Origin of the sequence: Winogradskyella echinorum, from assembly GCF_014297365.1 — a bacterium.
GTDB lineage: Bacteria > Bacteroidota > Bacteroidia > Flavobacteriales > Flavobacteriaceae > Winogradskyella > Winogradskyella echinorum.
This window is the reverse complement of record NZ_JACOQD010000003.1, coordinates 274,932-294,343: the sequence shown is the minus strand read 5'-3', so window position 1 is coordinate 294,343 and position 19,412 is coordinate 274,932. Positions and strand designations below refer to the sequence as shown.

Here is a 19,412-nt window from a genome sequence, read left to right as displayed (position 1 = left end):
GAACTATGATATTCTTTTTTTATCATGCTGAATTTATTTCAGCATCTAACACAGCATTCAAGCTTTAAATTTAGAATATCAAGTTCATAGACTCAAAGCGATATAGACTTTAATTATATCACTATCGCGATTAGTTGTCACTAACATTTGAAACTCTTTAAATTACATTGTATTTTTACAAATAGGAAAGAAAAATTGTTTAACCTTTTAAGAGATACCCACTTTCGTGGGCATGTATATGAAACTCGTATTATCACCTGCAAAGTCTTTAGATTTTGAAAGTAAACTTCCAACTACTAAAACTACAGAAGGTTGTTTTTTAGCTGAAGCAGAACGTTTAAATAAATTATTAAAGAAAAAGTCTGCAAAAAGTTTGTCTAAACTAATGCATATCTCAGATAATTTAGGTCAGCTTAACTATGAGCGTAATCAAGAATGGCGCTTACCATTTACAAAAGATAATGCCAGACCAGCTATTTATGCATTTAGTGGAGATGTTTACAGAGGTTTAGATGCTTATAGTATAGATACTAAAAAACTCGATAAGGTAGAAGATACCGTTAGAATTATATCTGGACTTTATGGAATCCTAAAACCTTTAGACCTTATTCAGCCATACCGTTTAGAAATGGGAACTAAAATGCCCGTAGGAAAAAACAAAAACCTTTATGAATTTTGGCAAAAAAAGGTAACACAAGCTCTAAATGATGAGTTAAAAGAAGGTGAACTTTTTTTAAACCTTGCTAGTAACGAATATTCTAAAGCCATAGATAAAAAGGCATTAAAAGTGCCAGTAGTAAATATTGCTTTTAAAGAATTTAAAAACGGACAATATAAGATCGTTGCTATTTTTGCGAAGTTAGCTAGAGGGTTAATGACACGTTATATTATAGATACAAACGCTAAAACCTTAGATGATATAAAAGGTTTTAATTACGAAAACTATGGTTTTAGTGAAGAATTGTCTTCAGAGAATGAGTTGGTTTTTACAAGATAGTTTCTATCTTTAAAGGACTAATTATTTTTCATGCATTATTATTTAATCGTTGCCCTTCAGGCATTTTGTATTTATCATGTTTACAAAAACCATAAGCCTTATTATTGGTTTTTTCTTATACTTTTTATTCCTGTTGTAGGTTCTATAATTTATATCATTACACAAGTATATAATCAACAAGATGCTGTTAAAATTCAGGATGAAATTACGTCTATAATTAATCCTACTAAAAAGATAAAAGATTTAGAAAAGAAGATTGAATTTTCTGATACTTATACCAATAGAATTGAGTTAGCTGATGCGTATATTGAAAATAAAGATATACCAAATGCTATAATTAATTATAAGAAAACCTTAGAAGATACAGATCAAAATAGTCTGTTTGCGCATCAGCAATTAATTTTATGTTATTTTCAACTCAATGATTATGCAGGTGTTATTGGGCATTCTGAAGCCATTTTAAGTAAACCAGAATTTAAAGGCTCTAAACAACAGTTTTGTTATGGCTTAGCGTTAAAAGAAATAGGACAACTAGATAAAGCAGAAGAACAATTAAAACAAATCGATAGACCTTACTCTAATTATAACGAACGTTTAGAGCTTGCAAAATTCTATCTAGAAAACAATAGAACTGCTGAAGGTAAGGAACTCTTACAAGAAATTTCAGCAGAAGCGCAGCACATGACAAAACCCAACAGACGTATATACAGATCTACAATCATTGAAGTAGAACGTTTAATAAAAACGTTGTAGTTTATCATTTCTGCGAAAGCAGGAATCTCTTAAGTTAAAACCAATCAGAAAATTGATTTCTGTCTACGCAGGAATGACAGATAATAAAATGTTTAAACACAAACACCCATACAAACCTTTCATTCAGTCAGACACTAAAAAACTAATCGTTGGCACACTACCTCCTCCACGATTTTCAACAGGAGAATTACTCGAAAAAGATGTGGACTTCTGTTATGGTAGTTATTACAATTCCTTGTGGTTGTTTATAGACAAAATTCATAATCTCAATTTACGGTACGATAACTCTAATGAAGCTATAGACCAACGCAAAGCGTTTCTAATAAAACACAAAATAGGTGTTTGTGATATAGTAGAAAGTGCAGAACGCGAAAAAATCGATGCCTCGGACTTAGGAATGAAAAATATTATATTGCGAGATATTGTTGGGTATTTAAAACAATATCCAAGTATAGAAACAATTTTGTTTACTGGAGGTAATAGTAAAAATGGACCAGAATATTTTTTTAGAAAACATTTAAAAGATTACAACCTAAAATTAGAATTAGTAAATAACGAAGTGCCACGAATACACAAATTCTCACTTTGTCAATCTGAGCCAAAGACAGGATCTCAAACATTTAGAACTATAGAAACTGTATCTTTAACCTCAGGTTCAGGAGCAGCAAATATTTCTATAAGCAGGTTACCATTATACAAACAACTCAAATCTAAAAATCCAAATTTTAACACTTTTGACTTTAGAGTAATGCAGTATGCTGAGTTTTTTTAAGGAAGAATATTTAACGGTCTCGGCTATCAGTAGTTACGCTATTTAGTGATTACCTTTGTGGGTACGCACCAAACTGAAAATCCCAAGAAATGTTCAGAAGTAGACCAGGCCAAGCAATTACTTATATCCCTTGTTATAAAACGTAATTTTAGTATTCTTAATCATCTAACAAAATTTCCAGGCCTTCTTTTAAAAGTAGGTTGAAATATTTTCTGTGTTCAATTTTTACACTTACTACTTTAGCGTTTTTTGATTTGAGGAATGCTATTTCCTTTTCTGTTAGTTTTCCAACACTTTGGTCGATTTCGCTGTAATAATAGGTGAGGTTAGAGAGATCTGAATCTTTTAGCAATTCAGTATATTTTTCGTCTCTATTTATTGCTGCGGCAATTTTACGCATGTTAACTGTATATACATTATCTGATTTTTCACCAATTATTGGCGTGGTTGCGTCTTCTTCAAATTTCGCCTCGTACCCTTTAGAATAAGCTGTACTGATTTCTTTAGTCATATCAAGTCTACCGCACATTAATAAATATCCGTCTGCAATATTGTTGTAATCAACAAGAGATTTTAAACCAACTAAAGAGCCGTAAGATCCACCAACAACATACACTTTTTTATTTAATGATTTAAAGTAACTAATGAGGTCATAAAGGGTTTTTACCGTTTTTTCATTATAATTTTTAGCTTCTTCCCACGATATTTCTTCCTTTTCTGTTTCTTCTGGATGTAGTGTTTGTGATTCACGCATATTTATTAAAAAATAATTGTTTTCATCAATTTTACCTAGAACGCTAAATATATATTCAAACACATACGTGTTAAGATCATTTTCAGGTCCACCATCTATATTTATGATTACCGTATCACTGTCAGGATTGCCAAAAGAATAGCCATGTTTTTCCAATGATTTAGGTATATCAGCAAATACAATTCTTATGTCTTCATTTTTAAGCGTGCTTTTAACAACTAAAGCTTTGTATTCTCCATTTTCATCGACAAACATTTGAGGTATTAATTTTCGATTCATAATTAATGGCAGTACATCTTTAAATGATGCTTTTGTTCCATCCTCATAATATACTGGTTCAAAATCTGCAGGTGGTTCTTTTTTTACCAGTTCTCGCATTGGAAGTAACATTAAACTATCTGGTATAAAGCTATATTTTTGCCCATGGGAAGCAAAGCATAGAATTAAGCTAATAATTAATAGTGTTTTTTTCATTTTGTTCTGGTTTAACTTTGGTTGATTCTGTTTATGGCTAGGGTGATCTTAGCCCGTTTTAATACTTCGACTTTGTTGAGAAATTTATTTAAGTCAGAAGTTAAACAAAATTAGTTGAAAATTTTCAGAAATTCAATTAAATATTTGATAGTCAGAAAGTTGGTGTTGTTTCTTAATGTAAGAAAATTGATACCATTAGTAGTTAACAAAAACATAGATTTCTATAGCTTTGATTTTGGTATAATGCAGTATGCTGAGTTTTTTTAAAGAAGATCGTTTAACGGTATAGTGTATGAGCGGTAGCGGATTTTGCACTATTACTTTTCGGTAAACAATATAATTAATGAAAAGCAAAAACGGTTCAAGTTTACACTTAATCCGCTATTGCTTATACACAATGTTAGCCACAGTTATTATTATAAAGAATATCCTCCATCACAAACCACCTCACTTCCAGTCATAAAGGATGAATCGTCTGAAGCTAAGAATAAAGCAACGTTTGCTAGTTCAGAAACTTTTCCTATCCTACCTATAGGTATTTTTTGAGATACCATTTCCATCATTTCAGGTAATTGTTCTGCTGGAATTCCTACTTTAGAAAATATTGGCGTTTCTACTGGTCCAGGACTCACCGCATTTATTCGGATACCTTTTGGACTTAAACTTGCTGCCAAAGTTTTAATTAGAGAAGCTATAGCCGCTTTAGTAGCTGCATACGCTGTTGTATATGGGTCTGCCATTTGATTAGTAACTGAAGTAGTGATAATAATACTGGCGTTATCGTTTAAGAAGGGTAATGCTTTTTGTATTCCATAAAAAATACCTTTAAAATTCACATCTACCATATAGTCAAAAGCATCTTCATCAATCATTTCAAATGGCATAAGTTTTCCTGTTCCAGCATTAAGATAAAGGACATCAATTTTTCCATATGTGTTATGTACTTGACTATATAAACGCTCTATTTCATTAGGCTTAGAAACATCCGCTTTTAGAATCGAATCAAATTCATTTTTAAATTGTTCTTTAGATTCATTTAAACGTTGTTCATTTCTTGCATTTACAATTACTTTTGCCCCTTCTTTTTTAAAAAGCTGTGCTGAGGCAAGACCAATGCCACTTACACCACCTGTTACAATCGCTACCTTATTGTTCAACTTCATGGCTAGACTTTTTTATACTTCTTTTTAAGCACGTCCATACTCACATTTTTTTCACCTGTTTCCATATAGTGTTTGTAGGCAATTAAAGCTTCGTAAGCCGAATTTCTCATCTTCCCTTTCATTGGCCAAGTCATAATTCTTGGCTTTAATCGATAGCGAATAGTTTGGTAAATAACAGTTTTACCATTAACAGTTTTTACACCAAAGGTGTTTTGCATTTTTTTAAGCGGAAAATTTACCCAATCGTATACTTCATAAGTATAATGTTCGCCATCTTTAATATCAATTATTTTTTCCTTCACAGTAATTTTTCTTTTACCATCTTCCAAATAGCAAACTCTGTCACAACCTAATTCCGCAATATTACCACTTCCGTTAACAGATTCTGAAGATTTTATCCCAGAATGATAACTTCCTACATCACCATATGAGGCTAATACTTCCCAAGCTTTTTGGGGGCTTACATTTACTTCGATTTCATAATTGACTTTCATTAATTTCATCTCTTTTTGTTTTTTTTGTGCATAAATTTGTTGTGTTCCCAAGCCCATAATCAACATTATGAACAAGGCTGAAATACCTGTTTTTTTCATCATTTTTTGATTTTATTAATTCTTTATAATCTTACGATTACAAAGTTGGGAAGAGTGAAATAGAACTGTATTGCAGTTTATCTCAATAATTGCTCATTTCGTGTCAAGAATAAACTGCGAAGGACTTTTCTGATAAGACTTTTGAAAAAGACGGTTAAAGGTAGATGTGGATTCGAAACCACAATCATAAGCAACCTCTGCAATTCTAGAATTATTTTGACGCAGTAGTACAGTTGCTTTTTCTAGTTTTTTGGAAGTGATATATTTTTTTGGACTTTCTTTGTATATTTCTTTGAATTTACGGTTGAAACTAGATAAACTCATGTTACATAAATGAGCTAACTCATTAAGAGATAAACTCGCATACAGGTTGTTTTCTATTGTCTTTTTGAAACTGAATTCATAAGGACTAAATATTTGTTTGAGAAACTCTGGTTCTGATTTTGATTGAGTCGCTTTGGTCATCAAAATAATAAACTCCCGCAGTTTATTTAAGATTAAAGCTTCATCAGCAAGTTGTGGATTATCAAGAATTATGTTAATGCTATTTTTGAAATTTAATAGCATTTTGTCAACCTGTATTTTGTTAATGTTGTAATTGTTATTGGCTTCAATACTATGTTGATACGGAAATATTTGTTTGACAAGTTCAGGGTAGAGTAGAACTCCAATAAGTTCAAATGTTTCATTCTTTAGTTGTTGTTTCAGTGAAGTTTCAGTATAGTAATTGAAACACTTAGCCAACATTCCACTACCTTCTTCAAATGTGACTAACTTGTTTGGCGTTCTAACTATAAAACTTCCTTTGTCTATAAACATGAAGCATGATTCATTATCATTAAAAAGTTTGGGAATTCTGTTAAAAGTGGTCAGCTTTACTTTTTCAAATACAATTTTCCCTTTGTATTCTATGGCTTGAAATTTAATCGGCTTGTGTAGCATCTTTAATTGTGGCTAACTTAAGTGATATGAGTCCGTTTTAATGACTTATATCAGACGTTAAACGAAGTTAATTGAAAATTTTTAGAAAGTCAACTAAATATACGGTAGCGAATAAATTAACACTACCTTTGCAGCTAAGAAGAATGACACTAAAAATTAGATGGTCATTTACCAAATAATATATATGTCATTTAAATCATTAGGCTTATCCGAGCCTTTACTAAAAGCTATTAGTAAAAAAGGATACGAAACTCCTTCACCAATACAAGCCAAAGCCATTCCGCCAGTTTTAGAAGGTAAAGATGTATTAGCATCAGCACAAACTGGTACAGGGAAAACAGCAGGTTTTACCTTGCCATTATTACATTACTTATCAGAAAACCCTAAAGCAAAGTTTAGACCAATACGAGCGTTGATTTTAACTCCAACACGAGAGTTAGCTGCTCAAGTTTATGATAATGTAAAGGAGTACAGCGAATTTTTAAATATAAGAAGCGCAGTTATTTTTGGTGGTGTTAACCAAAAACCACAAGTTGCAAGAATAAGACAAGGTATAGATGTTTTAGTCGCTACACCTGGTCGTTTAATAGATTTAGAGAGTCAAGGTGCGTTATCTTTAAAGCGTGTTGAGGTTTTTGTATTAGATGAGGCAGATCGTATGCTAGATATGGGCTTTTTGCGCGATATAGAGCGTGTAATGAAGTTAATGCCAGACAAACGCCAAAATTTAATGTTCTCTGCAACATTTTCTAAGGATATTAAAAAGTTAGCGTATTCTATTCTTAATAATCCAGTGCAAGTTGAAGCAACGCCAGAGAATACGGCTGTTGAAATTATTGACCAGAAAGTTTACCGTGTCGCAAAAGGTAAAAAAACAGGCTTAATTATTAAGCTTATTTCTGAGGGTAATTGGAAACAAGTATTAGTTTTTACCAGAACAAAGCATGGAGCTAATAAGCTTTGTAAAAAAATGATTAGTGCAGGTATTTCTGCCGCTGCAATTCATGGAAATAAAAGTCAAGGGGCAAGAACCAAAGCTTTAGCCGGATTTAAAAACGGTTCAATAAGAGTATTGGTTGCTACAGATATTGCGGCTCGTGGATTAGATATTCCGTTATTGCCACATGTTATTAATTTTGAGTTGCCTAATATTTCTGAAGACTATGTTCATAGAATCGGTAGAACAGGTAGAGCAGGAGCAAGTGGAGAAGCTATCTCATTAGTAAGTGCAGATGAAACAACGTATTTAAGAGATATTGAGAAATTAATTGATATGAAAATTGATGTTGAGATTGTTGAAGGTTTTGAGCCAGATCCAAATGCTTCAACTGAGCCTGTTAAACCTGGCCAGAATAGAAATCAGGGTCGTAGACGCAGTTCAAACTCAAAAGCTAGTTCTAAAAACAACTCAAGTAATAATAAGAATTCTAGCCGAAATAGAAATAAAAACCGTAGACGTAATAACGAGAATAGACGCTAGTTGCTATTGTCATTCCTGTATTGGTAGCAATGACAAAAAGGTAACCTCTTTGTAAAAAAATATAATGTAATGACTCCAATCCTCAAAATCAAAATTTTAGAAGTTTGCGATAAAAAAATTGCACAAAAAGGAACTAATGTTGGAATTTCTTTTTATGCTTTTTTTAAAAATAAAAATGATACTCCTGAGTTATTAATGGAAGCTGCCACTTGGTGGATACAAACACATACGTTAGATCATTTTGAAAAAGCAGTGAAGATTAAAGAATTAGTTAAAAACTTATAGTTTGTCTACTCAGCCTAATAACCCACTTCACGGAATAAAACTAGAACAGATTATTACTGAGCTACAAGCTCATTATGGCTGGGAATATATGGGTTACCAGATAAACATTCGCTGTTTTACTCACGACCCTTCTGTAAAATCGAGCTTAAAATTTCTAAGACGTACGCCTTGGGCAAGAACTAAGGTAGAAAATATGTATTTAGAGATGTTGCGTAAAAATCGTTAATGTATCTATTCACCTAATGCACCATATACAATCTTTTCTAATTTTGAATTAATCTCGTTGTTGTAAGGAGATTGAAGCACTTGTCTTAGTTGAATAACAATCAATTCATTCACTGGGTCTATCCAGAACACTGTGCTAAAAGCTCCACTCCAGCTATACGTTCCGTTTGGTCGCCTAGGATGCTCATTAGCAACATCAAACCCAAAACCGAATTTTGATTTTCCCCATGGGTAAGTAATAGTGTCAATCTGATTCTGGTGCATAGATTTTGCGGTTTCAGCTTTCAAAATACGATGACCATTAAGAATACCATCATTTAGCATCGCTTGGCAAAATAGAAAATAATCGCGCGCAGTACCTGTCATACCACTTCCACCAGACAAATAAGTTTTAGCGCCTTGTGTAGGGTAGTCTGCAATATAGAATTTCCCCATTTTTGATACTTGTTTGATTTCCCCATTTTGTCCAGGTACAAATACTTTAGTTAAATCCTTGGTTAGAGAATCATTAAAGTAGAAATCGAGCTTTTCTATCTCTAAAGGTTTTGTAATGTGTTCGCGGATATAATCACCTAATTTTTGCCCTGAAACAACTTCTATTACACGACCTAAAACATCTGTGTTTAGTCCATATACCCATTTTTCACCAGGTTGGTGCACCAAAGGTAGATTACCTAATTTATGAGCAGTTTCTTCAATAGTAATTGGTAGATAAGTACTTAAATCCGGAATATTGTTTTTCGCTAAAATAGCTCCGTTTACGGGAGGATTCATAAAACCATAAGGTACACCAGCTGTATGTGTTAACAGGTGTCTTATGGTTGGTTTTCTGTTTGATGGCTTACTCGTCCAAGTTGTGTCTGCTGCATTAAAACTGTTTAAAACTTCTGTCTCATTAAAAGAAGGAATATAGTTGCCAATTGGATCATCTAATTGAAGTTTACCGGCTTCAATAAGTTGCATTGCTGCTACTGATGTTAATGGTTTGGTCATAGATGCCATTCTAAATAAATGGTCTTTTCTATAAGGTTCAGTTCTTGCAGAATCCGACCAACCAACTGCCGATTCATAAATAATTTTGCCATTTTTGGCTATTAAAGTTACTGCGCCAGAATATTTATTAGCATCGACATAACTTTTTACCATATCATCAATTTGAGCAAGGCTGTCTGTCACCATACCTACATCACTAGGATTTGCTATTGGAAATTTTTCTAAAACAACTGTCTCTTTAATTTCCTTTTTACAAGAGTTAAAAAGTAGAAAAGCAAAAAGTGTGAGAATTAGGTTAGTGTATTTCATTTTGGTTGTGGTTATGTTAATTTTTAGATGGTATTTGTTATGTTGCTTTTACTCAATGATTAATTCTGTATATATTTTACCATCCTCTCCTTTAATATCTCGATTGAACACTTTTTTGCCAATAATCTCTTTAGCTTTTATCATCTCATCGAGATAACCGCCAAATTCAAAGATAAATGTATTAGAATTTGCCTTGTTTTTAGATGCTAAGAAATCCGAAACGTACATTAAATACTTGTCTAAAATATCTTCTAAAGGATATTGATTGTTGGTTTCATTCGCTACTAACTCATAAGATATGGTCATTCTATATTTGGCGTCGTCTTCATCTTTTAAATCCATGTAAATACCTTCCTCGATTTTCTTGTATCGTTTTTCATTTTTATATTTCTTAAGTGTTTCTAAAGAAATATTGGTCATCACATTATATTCCATTCTAAGTTCTTGGTTGTCTGTAGAATTAGAATCTTTCTTTTCTGATTGACCAAATAAATTACCAAATAGTCCCATGGTTAAAAACAAAATAGCAATATTTTTCATTATGGTGTTTTTATAATTACGTAGCAAATAGTTGTTTGTAATTTGCTACTGTGATTAGCTTAAAATTAGTTAAAGAAATCTAATCATTAGAAAATTACGAATAATTATGATAACTATGGCATAACCATTTACTTACTTATACAAGTTATGGAAGGTTGCTTTATTTTTTTGGTAAATACAATTTCATTGTCCCAATTTTAAGTGCATCTAAATGGCCCATTTTGCTTTCATCTTTTGTAATTAAATGCATATGTAAAAATGAGTCGTGATGTGTAAAAATTCCTTTGTGTTCAGTTGAGAAAAAGCCAACTATTTCGACATTTTCATTTTCTATAGTGTAATTTGTTTGGCCTTTATGTGCCTCTGCAGGAGATGTTACTATGGAGCCTTCGGGTAAATTCTGAATATGTATGGTTGCACTTGAAACCTTTCCGATTATTTTAAATGTAAAAGGTCTTATAAAATGAGATGTTTTGTCGTCAATAAATTTTTCTAAATCTTTAATGGTTTTTAAATTAGTAGGCAATTCTATTTCGGTCCATTCGGTTACATTGCTATATACAAAGAAAGGTGCAGACGCTTTAAATGTCTTTTTAACTGTCATTGTTGAATCTGAAGTAACTTCAGAGACATAGCTATTTCCGTTATTGATAAGTAATTCTCCTTTTAAATAACTCACAGGTCCTAGTCCATAAAGCCCATTTTTATCAGAGATAGTATCAAGATTAATACTATTACTTAGTTCGCCCTTCCACATCACATTTTTCATGGCGCCAACAATTTTTATGTTAGGATAGGTGTGTGTTTCTACAGGTTTGTTTTCTTTAGATTTTAAATTACAACTTATCAATCCAATAGTTAGAAGTCCGAATGCTAATTGTTTTATGTTCATTTTTTATTTATGCGTTTTTAAACATTTTCAGAAACTAGTGTTTTATAAACTTGTAAGATTCGATGCTATTTCTGCGTTTATTTTTAGATGTATACAACGGACTCTGGCCATTGCTATGCAACGTTTTTATTGTTTTATCACCAAGAATGAAAGTAATACATAAAACTTCCATCGCTTTTTAAATATAGTGTAAATCTTTCTCCTTCCGAATACATATGGACAACTGTAGCAACGGAATTATATTCTATTGGGTCAATGGCGAAATGTAATTCGGTTAAATTTCTGTCTGATAATCCTGTAATTGCCTTTTGCCAAATAATAGTTCCGGTTTTGTCTTTGCTTGTAAGTATGGTTTTATCATTAGCTTTTGAAACAACTAAAGTCCCAAATTCGGTTTTCTGTGTTTTAGTTGGTTTTAATTCAGATTGCGCGTTGTAGTCAAATCCATAAAAAGGGCCATCATCGAAAGTTGCTGTCATTTTAGGCAAATAAGCCACATTTTCAACTTGAGCATAGAAGTCAGAGCGTAAGAAGTCAATTTTATCGGCAATTGATTTTTTTAGAAAATCGGTTGAATCAATGCCTCTAATTTTTAGATAGATTTCTGAAATTTTATCAAAATAACTCGTATCAATGTCTTTATTACAATTAGGATGATATTCCTTTAATTGATATACAATCATCGGAATTATGAAGTTGGTTTTAATTTCAGATTGTCCTTTATCATTGCTGAAATCCATTTTCAATAGTCCGTTAAGTTGAGATTCAGGCCATTTTATAATTTCCGTGTTGTCTAAACCAAAAAAGTCCAAATACTTTATTTCATAACAATCATTAGATGCTTGTCCAAATACAGTTAGACTTATAACTAAACATAATATTGTTAAAATTTTATTTTTCATTTTTTAAAGAAGAGGTTGTAAACGAATTATTTTATGATTAATTACTTTGTTTTGATATCTAATTTTGAAACGCGAATTGAATAAAAACCTTATGTATTTCTCTAGAATGTGCATAAAATGATTTATCTAAACCAAACCATATGATGTCCCGCAAATAACTCGAGATAACCGTTTGTTTATTTGTGTCTCATCCGTTATAAAACTACAAAATTCATCGCACTTTATTATACGTAACTTTACATATATTTTATGAAAAAAGGGCAACGATTCTAAAGCCTAATTTGTGAGGTAATACTTTTAAAAGATCTCTTTAAGCTGGTCTTCGTTCTCATCGTCTTCTTTTATATCTATATGTTCTATGAGGTTTTTGGGTAGATTGTCCTTAGATGAAAATTTTAAAGGAAATGGTACCAAACAAGCCAAAACAATCATAAATATTAAGGCCGTAAACCTTAAGGTTTTTTTAATTTTCATTGAATAATAATGTATGGCATCTCTAGGTATAGAGACGCTGTTGTTACTAGATTGTGGTATAGCTAGTTAAAGCTATTTAAAAACTAGGATATACTATTATTATAAAGAGTTTGGCGTGCAGCATAGCTGTAGAGCTTGGTGTGTAGTTGAGTTGCTCTAAGACTAAGCGTGTGGTATGTATAGGTTTTAAAAGCTGTATTGGCTTTTGTTGTAAATTCCTTACGAAACTGTGAAAAATTAAATGCTGCAAACCTAGCATTGTCAATAAATACAAGGGTAATGGCTTTGTGATATGCTAAAGAAAATTGGGTTTTAAAACTAGGTTCATTAACAACTAAAGCTGTTTTTACAGCCTCTACAGGCAAACGGTTGTCAACATTTGTATACGCAACTAAGCTTAAGATAAGCGAAAGACTTACAAATAAGACGTTTTTATGTGTTATGCGTTTCATACTCAAAGATACTAAATAACGCGCTCATTGTTTTAGAGCTAGAGCTATCTTTGCAGTACTATGGTAATAAATGTATATAAAAAATCCTCTAGGATGCTAGAGGATTTTTATTTTGTATAGAAAAAGAATGACTATAATTAGCCTTTCTTTGCATTAGTTTTCTCTGTTCTTCTTTGAGAAGTACCTTCATAAAAAGCTCTAAATTCTGCTTTATCTACAGATCCATTATTGTTGGTATCCATTCGAGCAAAACGCTTTTCAACTTGTGCGGCTTTAGCAGGATCTTTTATGCGCATTTTTTTAAATTCTTCTAAAGTAATTTTGTTATCCTCATTAATATCGAGGTGTTTAAACATTTTTTTAGATGTATCTTCTTTATTTGCACTTAGCGTATCTTGCGCACCTACAAATGAAAATGAACCTATAGCAATTATAAAAAAACCTGCTTTTAATGTCTTGGTAATCATAATTTTAAGATTTGGTGTTAAACGTAAATTTAGAGCAATATAAGTGAAAAAGCGTTAATATGCACAATTTTATTCTAATTGTCGTAAACCTTCATATACAATTATACTTACTGCGTTGGCTAAATTTAGGCTTCTAATGGCTTTGTTATAAAGTGGAATCTTAAAAAGTTGGTCGTTATATTTTTTAAGTAATGGTTTTGGTAAACCCACAGATTCTTTGCCAAAAACTAAGAACATATTATTTACGAACTCAATATCCCAATGAGATTTAGTACCATGACTAGATAAGAATACCATTTTGGCGTTATTGTTTTGAGTAAAGAAGTCATTTATAGTATCGTAATAAATTACTTCTAAGTGTTGCCAATAATCTAAGCCGGCACGTTTTAGTCGTTTATCATCGATCTCAAAACCAAAAGGTTTTACTAAATGTAATCGAGAACCTGTAGCCAAAGCTAATCGACCAATATTGCCCGTATTGTTTGGGATTTCGGGTTCTATGAGAACGATGTTTAATGCCATCTTGTATTTGCTTGTTTTACTAAACTCTTCTTCTGAGTATAATTTAGATTCTTACTTTTTTAGTTTTAAAATGAGTAATCTTATTAATAATACAAAAGGAAAACCATGCATTAGAACATCAAAATAATCTTTTGGTTCCATGCCATTTGCACCTCCACTTATCCATCGTATTTTTCCAAAAAGATGAGGTTCTGGAAAAAATGGAGCCAAACCCAAGGTTAAGCAAAGCAGAATAATTAGCCTCCAATCGTTTAAGACTTTCACAATATACTATCAACAAATTTATGAATAGAATTTACTCCGTGTTCAGTGACATGCTTAACAAAAGCAGAACCAATAATAGCACCTTTGGCATACTTGGTTGCCTGAGTAAAGGTGTCGTTATTAGAGATTCCGAAGCCAACTATTTGAGGGTTTTTAAGTTTCATGTTGGCAATACGCTCAAAATAAGAGGTTTGTGCATCGCCAAAACCAGCTTTTGCGCCTGTTGTACTAGCAGAACTCACCATATAGATAAATCCATTTGAGACTGAATCTATATAATTAATTCGTTCGTCTGAGGTTTGTGGTGTAATTAAAAATACGTTGATTAGACCATGTTTTTCAAAAATGGCTCTATAGTCATCATTATAAACGTCTACTGGTAAGTCTGGAATGATAAGACCATCGATACCAACTTCTTGACATTTTTTACAAAATGCCTCAACACCAAATTGCAACATAGGATTAAAGTAACCCATTATAATTAATGGAATAGAAACAGATGATCTGATATCTTTTAACTGTTCAAACAACAACTCTGACGTCATACCATTTTGTAATGCTTTGGTAGAGCTGGCTTGTATAGTTGGTCCATCTGCTAAAGGATCACTAAAAGGTAATCCTATTTCAATCATATCTACACCACTTTCTTCTAAGTTTTTAATGGTAGAAACGGTATCGTCTATATTAGGATAACCGGCTGTAAAATATATAGATAAGAGCTTTTTCTCTTCTTGTAATTTTTTGTTTATTCTGTTCATATTTTTGAGAAAATAGAAAGTAGAATAAAGAGTTTAGACTATTTTAAGAATGGGTCCTTTCTCTTTTTTCTTGTTTCTTTAGGTCTTTTTAAAGTTTAAAATAATCAATATAATTTTGTAAATCTTTATCTCCTCGACCAGATAAATTAAGTACTACAATATCATCTGGTTGAAATGTTTTATGTTCAAAAACGGCTAATGCGTGAGAGCTTTCTATAGCCGGAATGATACCTTCTAATTTACACAACTCTAATCCAGAAGTCATGGCATCTTTATCAGTAATTGCAATAAACTCCGCGCGACCAGTTTTATAGAGATTTGCATGCATTGGTCCAACTCCAGGATAATCTAATCCGGCAGAAATAGAATACGGTTCTGTAATTTGTCCATCATTTGTTTGCATTAACAAGGTTTTGCTACCGTGAATGATACCTTCTTTTCCTAAAACTGAGGTAGCAGCACTTTCACCCGAATCTACACCCAAGCCTGCAGCTTCTACAGCAATAATATTTACATCTTCATTGTCTAAATAATGATAATAAGTTCCGGCAGCATTACTGCCACCACCAACACAGGCAATTAAATAATCCGGATTTTCAGTACCTTCTTTTTCTAATAGTTGGCTTTTAATTTCTTCTGAAACTACAGCTTGAAACTTAGCCACCATATCTGGATATGGATGAGGACCAACTACACTTCCAATAATATAATGTGTATCTACAGGATTGTTAATCCAATCTCTAATGGCTTCATTTGTAGCATCTTTTAAGGTACGACTACCAGAAAGTGCAGGGATAACCGTTGCTCCTAACATTTTCATACGAGCTACATTTGGTGCTTGGCGCGCAATATCAATTTCTCCCATATAAACAATACACTCAATACCCATGAGCGCACATACCGTTGCAGTAGCTACTCCGTGTTGTCCAGCACCAGTTTCTGCAATAATTCTGTTTTTACCTAAGCGTTTAGCCATTAGGATTTGCCCAATTGTATTATTGATTTTATGCGCACCAGTATGGTTTAAATCTTCGCGTTTTAGATAAATCTTAGTATTGTATTTTTCTGAAAGGCGTTTTGCAAAATAGAGTGGAGTAGGACGGCCAACATAATCTTTTAATAAAGCATGAAACTCTTCTTGAAACGAAGGCTCTGCCATAATCTTAAGATAGTTTTGGCGTAATTCTTCTACATTAGGATAGAGCATTTCTGGAATATACGCTCCACCAAACTCTCCATAATATCCTTTTTCGCTGATGTTATAACTCATAATAATTTTCCTGTTTTCAATAGCAATGCAAGTTAAGGAATTATGAGGTAAACTGAAATGAGAATGAGGTTTGTTTTAATCAAAAATAGTTGGGTTTAATTGCGATATTTATATTTTAAAGTTTGGTGCTTTTTTCTAAGCATTCAGCTTTCTTTAATAACTGAATGTTTTGTCAATCTCAACATTTAGTTCATTTCATTTCGCTGAATGTTTCGTTTCTCTAAACATTTAACTCGCTATACGCGTTGAATGTTGCCTTACTCTCAACATTTAACTCACTACGTTCGTTGAATGTTACGAGCACATTTTGCGCGCTCGTAACATTTCACGTTTGCCAGGAGGACCAGGAAGTCGCTCTACTGTAAAACCAACAGCTTGCATAGCACGTCTTACACTGCCTTTTGCAGAATAGGTGACTAAAACGCCATTTTTTTTCAGTGCTTTATACATTATTTTAAAGATAGCTTCTGTCCATAAATTGGGTTGAACACGCGCTCCAAAAGCATCAAAATAAATGATATTGAATGTATCTTCTGCATCTATGTCTTCAAAGAACTTTTGTTGTTTTTCTAATATAAAACTAGACGTTATGTGATATTCTTTTTCCCATGAAGTCGCATGTATATCTTGAAAAACTGTTGCATGTTTTTGAGAAATGAGCTCTACATAATTAAGCGCTTTTACTTCTTCTGCTTCAACAGGATAGGCTTCTACACCTGTATAACTAATATTTAGGTTTAGTTTTTCGGCTTCAATTAAAGTTAAAAAGGTGTTGAGTCCTGTACCAAACCCAATTTCTAAGATATTTACTAAAAAAGATTCTTCTCTTTTCTCAGAATGAAATGTATTGTAATAAAAAAGCAAACCATGTTTTAAAAATACATGATTTGCTTCTTGTATGGCACCATGGATGGAATGATAATGTTCATCCCAATCTTCTATATGTATGGTTTTAGAACCATCTGAAGTGGTGATTATTTTTCGTCTCAATGGCTATTGAATCAATAGTTTTTTAATCTTTGGAATTGGTCCTACGCATTCCGTTTTATGACAAGCTAAACAATTATTAATAGCATTGTTATATCGTGCTTTCAATTCAACATTAGAAAGCGTGTCTGCAATTGTTTGCTGTGATTTTATAAAAACGTTTACAAAGCTATTCCATACATGAGTTCTGTCTTTTCCTTTAGTCATTTCCGCAGAATGTAATTGCATTAAGTCTAAAGGCATAGAGATAGGTGTTTCTCCTGCAATAATTTGATTTTTTATCTGTAAGTTGTAGGCATACATTGCATTCATAAAGTTGGCCATTTCAGAAGGTTGATACATGGTGTATTCAACTTTCTTGATAGGTTTATCTTCTGGTTTTTCGTCGTTTTTACAACTGCTTAAAAGTAGTACTAACAAGAAAAAAAGAACTGTAACTTTATTCTTTAAGTAAAACACCATCGGCTTCAAAACGATATTCTAATTTAGGCTCTGTAATGGCTTCAATTTCTTCTTTAGATTTGCCTGCATCTTCTGCATAATGTCTTAATTCTTCTACCGGAGTTTCTGTAACAAATGCTTTTCCGTTAACAACAACATCACCTTTTGCATCTAATGGCATAAAGAAGCCGTAGTCTTTAAATTTTACCATAACTTCATTTTCACCATCCATATCTAAAGTCATCCAACAACCTTTTTTAGAACAAACTTCTACAATTTTAGCTTTCATTTTAGCTGGTATTGTATCGCCAGATTTTAATCCTTTATAATGTTCCATCATGCGCTCAGATGTTAGTGCATCAGTGTCATTTATTTCCATTCCGAAAGAAGCGTACGCAATCTCTTGTTTTGCTTCATTCACTTTGTTTTCAGCAGTTTCTTTTTCGTTTTTACAAGAAACTACGATTAAACTAATTGCTATGAATAATAATAATTTTTTCATTATTGATATTTTTTGATTTGAATAATTATTGAATTACAAATTTACACAATTAAAGGGAATATTAGCTTTTTTTAACGCTTACGATTGTGTATTTTTGACAATAAAATTATAAGTAATTATGGCTATTCATACAGAAAATATCATAGTTGAGAAAACTAAAGCATCTAGAATTAACAGTGTCGATTTTAGTAACTTAAACTTTGGAAGTGTGTTTTCGGACCATATGTTTGTTTGTGATTATGAAGATGGAAAATGGCAAACGCCAAAAATAGTACCATATCAGCCAATTACTTTAGAGCCATCAGCTAAAATTTTTCATTATGGACAATCGATTTTTGAAGGTATGAAAGCCTACAAAGATGAAGAAGGTAGTGTATTTTTGTTTAGGCCAATGGACAATATAAAGCGAATGAATATTTCAGCTAAGCGTTTAGCAATGCCCGAAATACCAGAAGCGTATTTTATGGATGGTTTAAAGGAGCTCTTAAAAGTTGAAAAAGATTGGATTCCTAGCGCTAAAGGTAGTGCGTTATACATTCGTCCTTTTATGTTTGCTACAGGTAAAGGTTTTCATGCTTCACCTGCAGATTCTTATAAATTTATTATAGCATGTGCTCCTTCTGGAGCTTATTTTTCTGGAAAGGTAAAAGTTCTTATAGAAGAGCATTATTCGCGATCAGCAAATGGTGGTGTTGGTTTTGCTAAAGCCGGAGGTAACTATGCTGGACAATTTTACCCAACTCAGTTAGCTAAAGATAAAGGCTATCAGCAAGTGATTTGGACCGATGACAATACACACGAGTATATTGAAGAAGCTGGTGCCATGAATATATTTGTTAGAATTAACGATACTTTACTAACTGTACCAACAAGCGATAGAATTTTAGATGGTATTACACGAAAAAGTATTTTAGCTATTGCTGAAGCGGAAGGCATAACTACAGAAGTAAGAAAGATAAAAGTGTCAGAGCTTATTGAAGCGTCAGAAAACGGAAGTCTTAAAGAGCTTTTTGGTGCTGGTACAGCTGCTGTTATTTCACCAATTTCTGGTTTTGGTTATAAAAATAAAGATTACGAATTGCCAGAATTAGAGAATACTTATGGTGAATTATTGAAAAAGCGTATTACAGATATACAAACAAACCAAACTGATGATGCTTTTGGTTGGAGAGTAAAAGTATGCTAGAATAAAGGTGAAGTT

Annotated in this window: 25 protein-coding genes; 7 read left to right on the top strand and 18 right to left on the bottom strand. The window is 32.4% G+C overall.

All coding sequences use genetic code 11. The annotated features are described in order from the left end of the window. Positions 1–238: 238 nt before the first annotated feature. From yaaA to H8K90_RS13110, 3 genes are all read left to right on the top strand, one after another. The gene (gene yaaA, locus H8K90_RS13120) at positions 239–997 is read left to right on the top strand and encodes a peroxide stress protein YaaA (RefSeq protein ID WP_186846439.1); all 759 of its coding nucleotides are present in this window, start codon (positions 239–241) and stop codon (positions 995–997) included. 30 nt (positions 998–1,027) lie between these two features. After that, on the top strand, positions 1,028–1,750 hold the full coding sequence (locus tag H8K90_RS13115) for a hypothetical protein (RefSeq protein WP_186846438.1): 723 nt from the start codon (positions 1,028–1,030) through the stop codon (positions 1,748–1,750). Positions 1,751–1,838: 88 nt separating this feature from the next. After that, positions 1,839–2,522 carry a uracil-DNA glycosylase family protein gene (locus H8K90_RS13110; protein WP_186846479.1) on the top strand — a complete coding sequence of 228 codons (684 nt, stop codon included), beginning with the start codon at positions 1,839–1,841 and terminating at the stop codon, positions 2,520–2,522. A gap of 157 nt (positions 2,523–2,679) precedes the next feature. Here the strand turns inward: H8K90_RS13110 and H8K90_RS13105 are convergent, their stop codons facing one another. From H8K90_RS13105 to H8K90_RS13090, 4 genes are all read right to left on the bottom strand, one after another. Then, positions 2,680–3,750 carry a hypothetical protein gene (locus tag H8K90_RS13105; RefSeq protein ID WP_186846437.1) on the bottom strand — a complete coding sequence of 357 codons (1,071 nt, stop codon included), beginning with the start codon at positions 3,748–3,750 and terminating at the stop codon, positions 2,680–2,682. A gap of 416 nt (positions 3,751–4,166) precedes the next feature. Continuing rightward, entirely contained in the window at positions 4,167–4,913 is a 747-nt protein-coding gene (locus H8K90_RS13100; RefSeq protein WP_186846436.1) for an SDR family oxidoreductase, read from the bottom strand. A gap of 2 nt (positions 4,914–4,915) precedes the next feature. Continuing rightward, entirely contained in the window at positions 4,916–5,509 is a 594-nt protein-coding gene (locus tag H8K90_RS13095; protein WP_186846435.1) for an SRPBCC family protein, read from the bottom strand. 90 nt (positions 5,510–5,599) lie between these two features. Next, entirely contained in the window at positions 5,600–6,448 is an 849-nt protein-coding gene (locus tag H8K90_RS13090) for a helix-turn-helix domain-containing protein (protein ID WP_186846434.1), read from the bottom strand. 184 nt (positions 6,449–6,632) lie between these two features. On the opposite strand from H8K90_RS13090, the gene H8K90_RS13085 reads away from it, so the two are divergent. From H8K90_RS13085 to H8K90_RS13075, 3 genes are all read left to right on the top strand, one after another. Continuing rightward, positions 6,633–7,928 (top strand): DEAD/DEAH box helicase, encoded by a 1,296-nt coding sequence (locus tag H8K90_RS13085; protein ID WP_186846433.1) that lies wholly within the window; start codon positions 6,633–6,635, stop codon positions 7,926–7,928. A 69-nt stretch (positions 7,929–7,997) separates the two neighbouring features. Beyond that, the gene (locus H8K90_RS13080; RefSeq protein WP_186846432.1) at positions 7,998–8,213 is read left to right on the top strand and encodes a DUF6500 family protein; all 216 of its coding nucleotides are present in this window, start codon (positions 7,998–8,000) and stop codon (positions 8,211–8,213) included. A gap of 1 nt (position 8,214) precedes the next feature. Beyond that, positions 8,215–8,439 (top strand): VF530 family protein, encoded by a 225-nt coding sequence (locus H8K90_RS13075; protein WP_186846431.1) that lies wholly within the window; start codon positions 8,215–8,217, stop codon positions 8,437–8,439. Between the two features lie 5 nt (positions 8,440–8,444). Here the strand turns inward: H8K90_RS13075 and H8K90_RS13070 are convergent, their stop codons facing one another. The 14 genes from H8K90_RS13070 to H8K90_RS13005 form a co-directional block, all read right to left on the bottom strand. Further along, on the bottom strand, positions 8,445–9,740 hold the full coding sequence (locus H8K90_RS13070) for a serine hydrolase domain-containing protein (protein ID WP_186846430.1): 1,296 nt from the start codon (positions 9,738–9,740) through the stop codon (positions 8,445–8,447). A gap of 48 nt (positions 9,741–9,788) precedes the next feature. Further along, entirely contained in the window at positions 9,789–10,280 is a 492-nt protein-coding gene (locus H8K90_RS13065) for a hypothetical protein (RefSeq protein ID WP_246457747.1), read from the bottom strand. Between the two features lie 160 nt (positions 10,281–10,440). Next, complete coding sequence (locus H8K90_RS13060) at positions 10,441–11,172, bottom strand: acetolactate decarboxylase (RefSeq protein WP_186846429.1); 732 nt, start codon at positions 11,170–11,172, stop codon at positions 10,441–10,443. 137 nt (positions 11,173–11,309) lie between these two features. Next, positions 11,310–12,074: a hypothetical protein gene (locus tag H8K90_RS13055; RefSeq protein ID WP_186846428.1), complete on the bottom strand. Its 765-nt coding sequence runs from the start codon at positions 12,072–12,074 to the stop codon at positions 11,310–11,312. Between the two features lie 297 nt (positions 12,075–12,371). Next, positions 12,372–12,548: a hypothetical protein gene (locus tag H8K90_RS13050; RefSeq protein ID WP_186846427.1), complete on the bottom strand. Its 177-nt coding sequence runs from the start codon at positions 12,546–12,548 to the stop codon at positions 12,372–12,374. 83 nt (positions 12,549–12,631) lie between these two features. Next, positions 12,632–13,000, bottom strand: coding sequence for a hypothetical protein (locus H8K90_RS13045; protein WP_186846426.1), 369 nt, complete (start codon positions 12,998–13,000; stop codon positions 12,632–12,634). A 137-nt stretch (positions 13,001–13,137) separates the two neighbouring features. Beyond that, a complete protein-coding gene (locus H8K90_RS13040) occupies positions 13,138–13,467 on the bottom strand; it encodes an EF-hand domain-containing protein (RefSeq protein WP_186846425.1) in 330 nt (109 codons plus the stop codon). 69 nt (positions 13,468–13,536) lie between these two features. Continuing rightward, positions 13,537–13,989, bottom strand: coding sequence for a tRNA (cytidine(34)-2'-O)-methyltransferase (locus H8K90_RS13035; RefSeq protein WP_186846424.1), 453 nt, complete (start codon positions 13,987–13,989; stop codon positions 13,537–13,539). A gap of 51 nt (positions 13,990–14,040) precedes the next feature. Next, complete coding sequence (locus H8K90_RS13030) at positions 14,041–14,253, bottom strand: hypothetical protein (protein WP_315970279.1); 213 nt, start codon at positions 14,251–14,253, stop codon at positions 14,041–14,043. After that, a complete protein-coding gene (trpA, locus tag H8K90_RS13025) occupies positions 14,250–15,011 on the bottom strand; it encodes a tryptophan synthase subunit alpha (protein WP_186846423.1) in 762 nt (253 codons plus the stop codon). The genes H8K90_RS13030 and trpA overlap by 4 nt, the downstream gene beginning before the upstream one ends. A gap of 88 nt (positions 15,012–15,099) precedes the next feature. After that, a complete protein-coding gene (trpB, locus tag H8K90_RS13020) occupies positions 15,100–16,281 on the bottom strand; it encodes a tryptophan synthase subunit beta (protein ID WP_186846422.1) in 1,182 nt (393 codons plus the stop codon). A 294-nt stretch (positions 16,282–16,575) separates the two neighbouring features. Then, a complete protein-coding gene (mnmD, locus tag H8K90_RS13015; protein ID WP_186846421.1) occupies positions 16,576–17,271 on the bottom strand; it encodes a tRNA (5-methylaminomethyl-2-thiouridine)(34)-methyltransferase MnmD in 696 nt (231 codons plus the stop codon). A gap of 3 nt (positions 17,272–17,274) precedes the next feature. After that, the gene (locus H8K90_RS13010) at positions 17,275–17,688 is read right to left on the bottom strand and encodes a hypothetical protein (RefSeq protein WP_186846420.1); all 414 of its coding nucleotides are present in this window, start codon (positions 17,686–17,688) and stop codon (positions 17,275–17,277) included. Between the two features lie 19 nt (positions 17,689–17,707). Then, positions 17,708–18,211 carry a DUF4920 domain-containing protein gene (locus H8K90_RS13005; RefSeq protein WP_186846419.1) on the bottom strand — a complete coding sequence of 168 codons (504 nt, stop codon included), beginning with the start codon at positions 18,209–18,211 and terminating at the stop codon, positions 17,708–17,710. Between the two features lie 118 nt (positions 18,212–18,329). On the opposite strand from H8K90_RS13005, the gene H8K90_RS13000 reads away from it, so the two are divergent. Continuing rightward, the gene (locus tag H8K90_RS13000; RefSeq protein WP_186846418.1) at positions 18,330–19,397 is read left to right on the top strand and encodes a branched-chain amino acid aminotransferase; all 1,068 of its coding nucleotides are present in this window, start codon (positions 18,330–18,332) and stop codon (positions 19,395–19,397) included. The last annotated feature ends 15 nt before the right edge of the window (positions 19,398–19,412 follow it).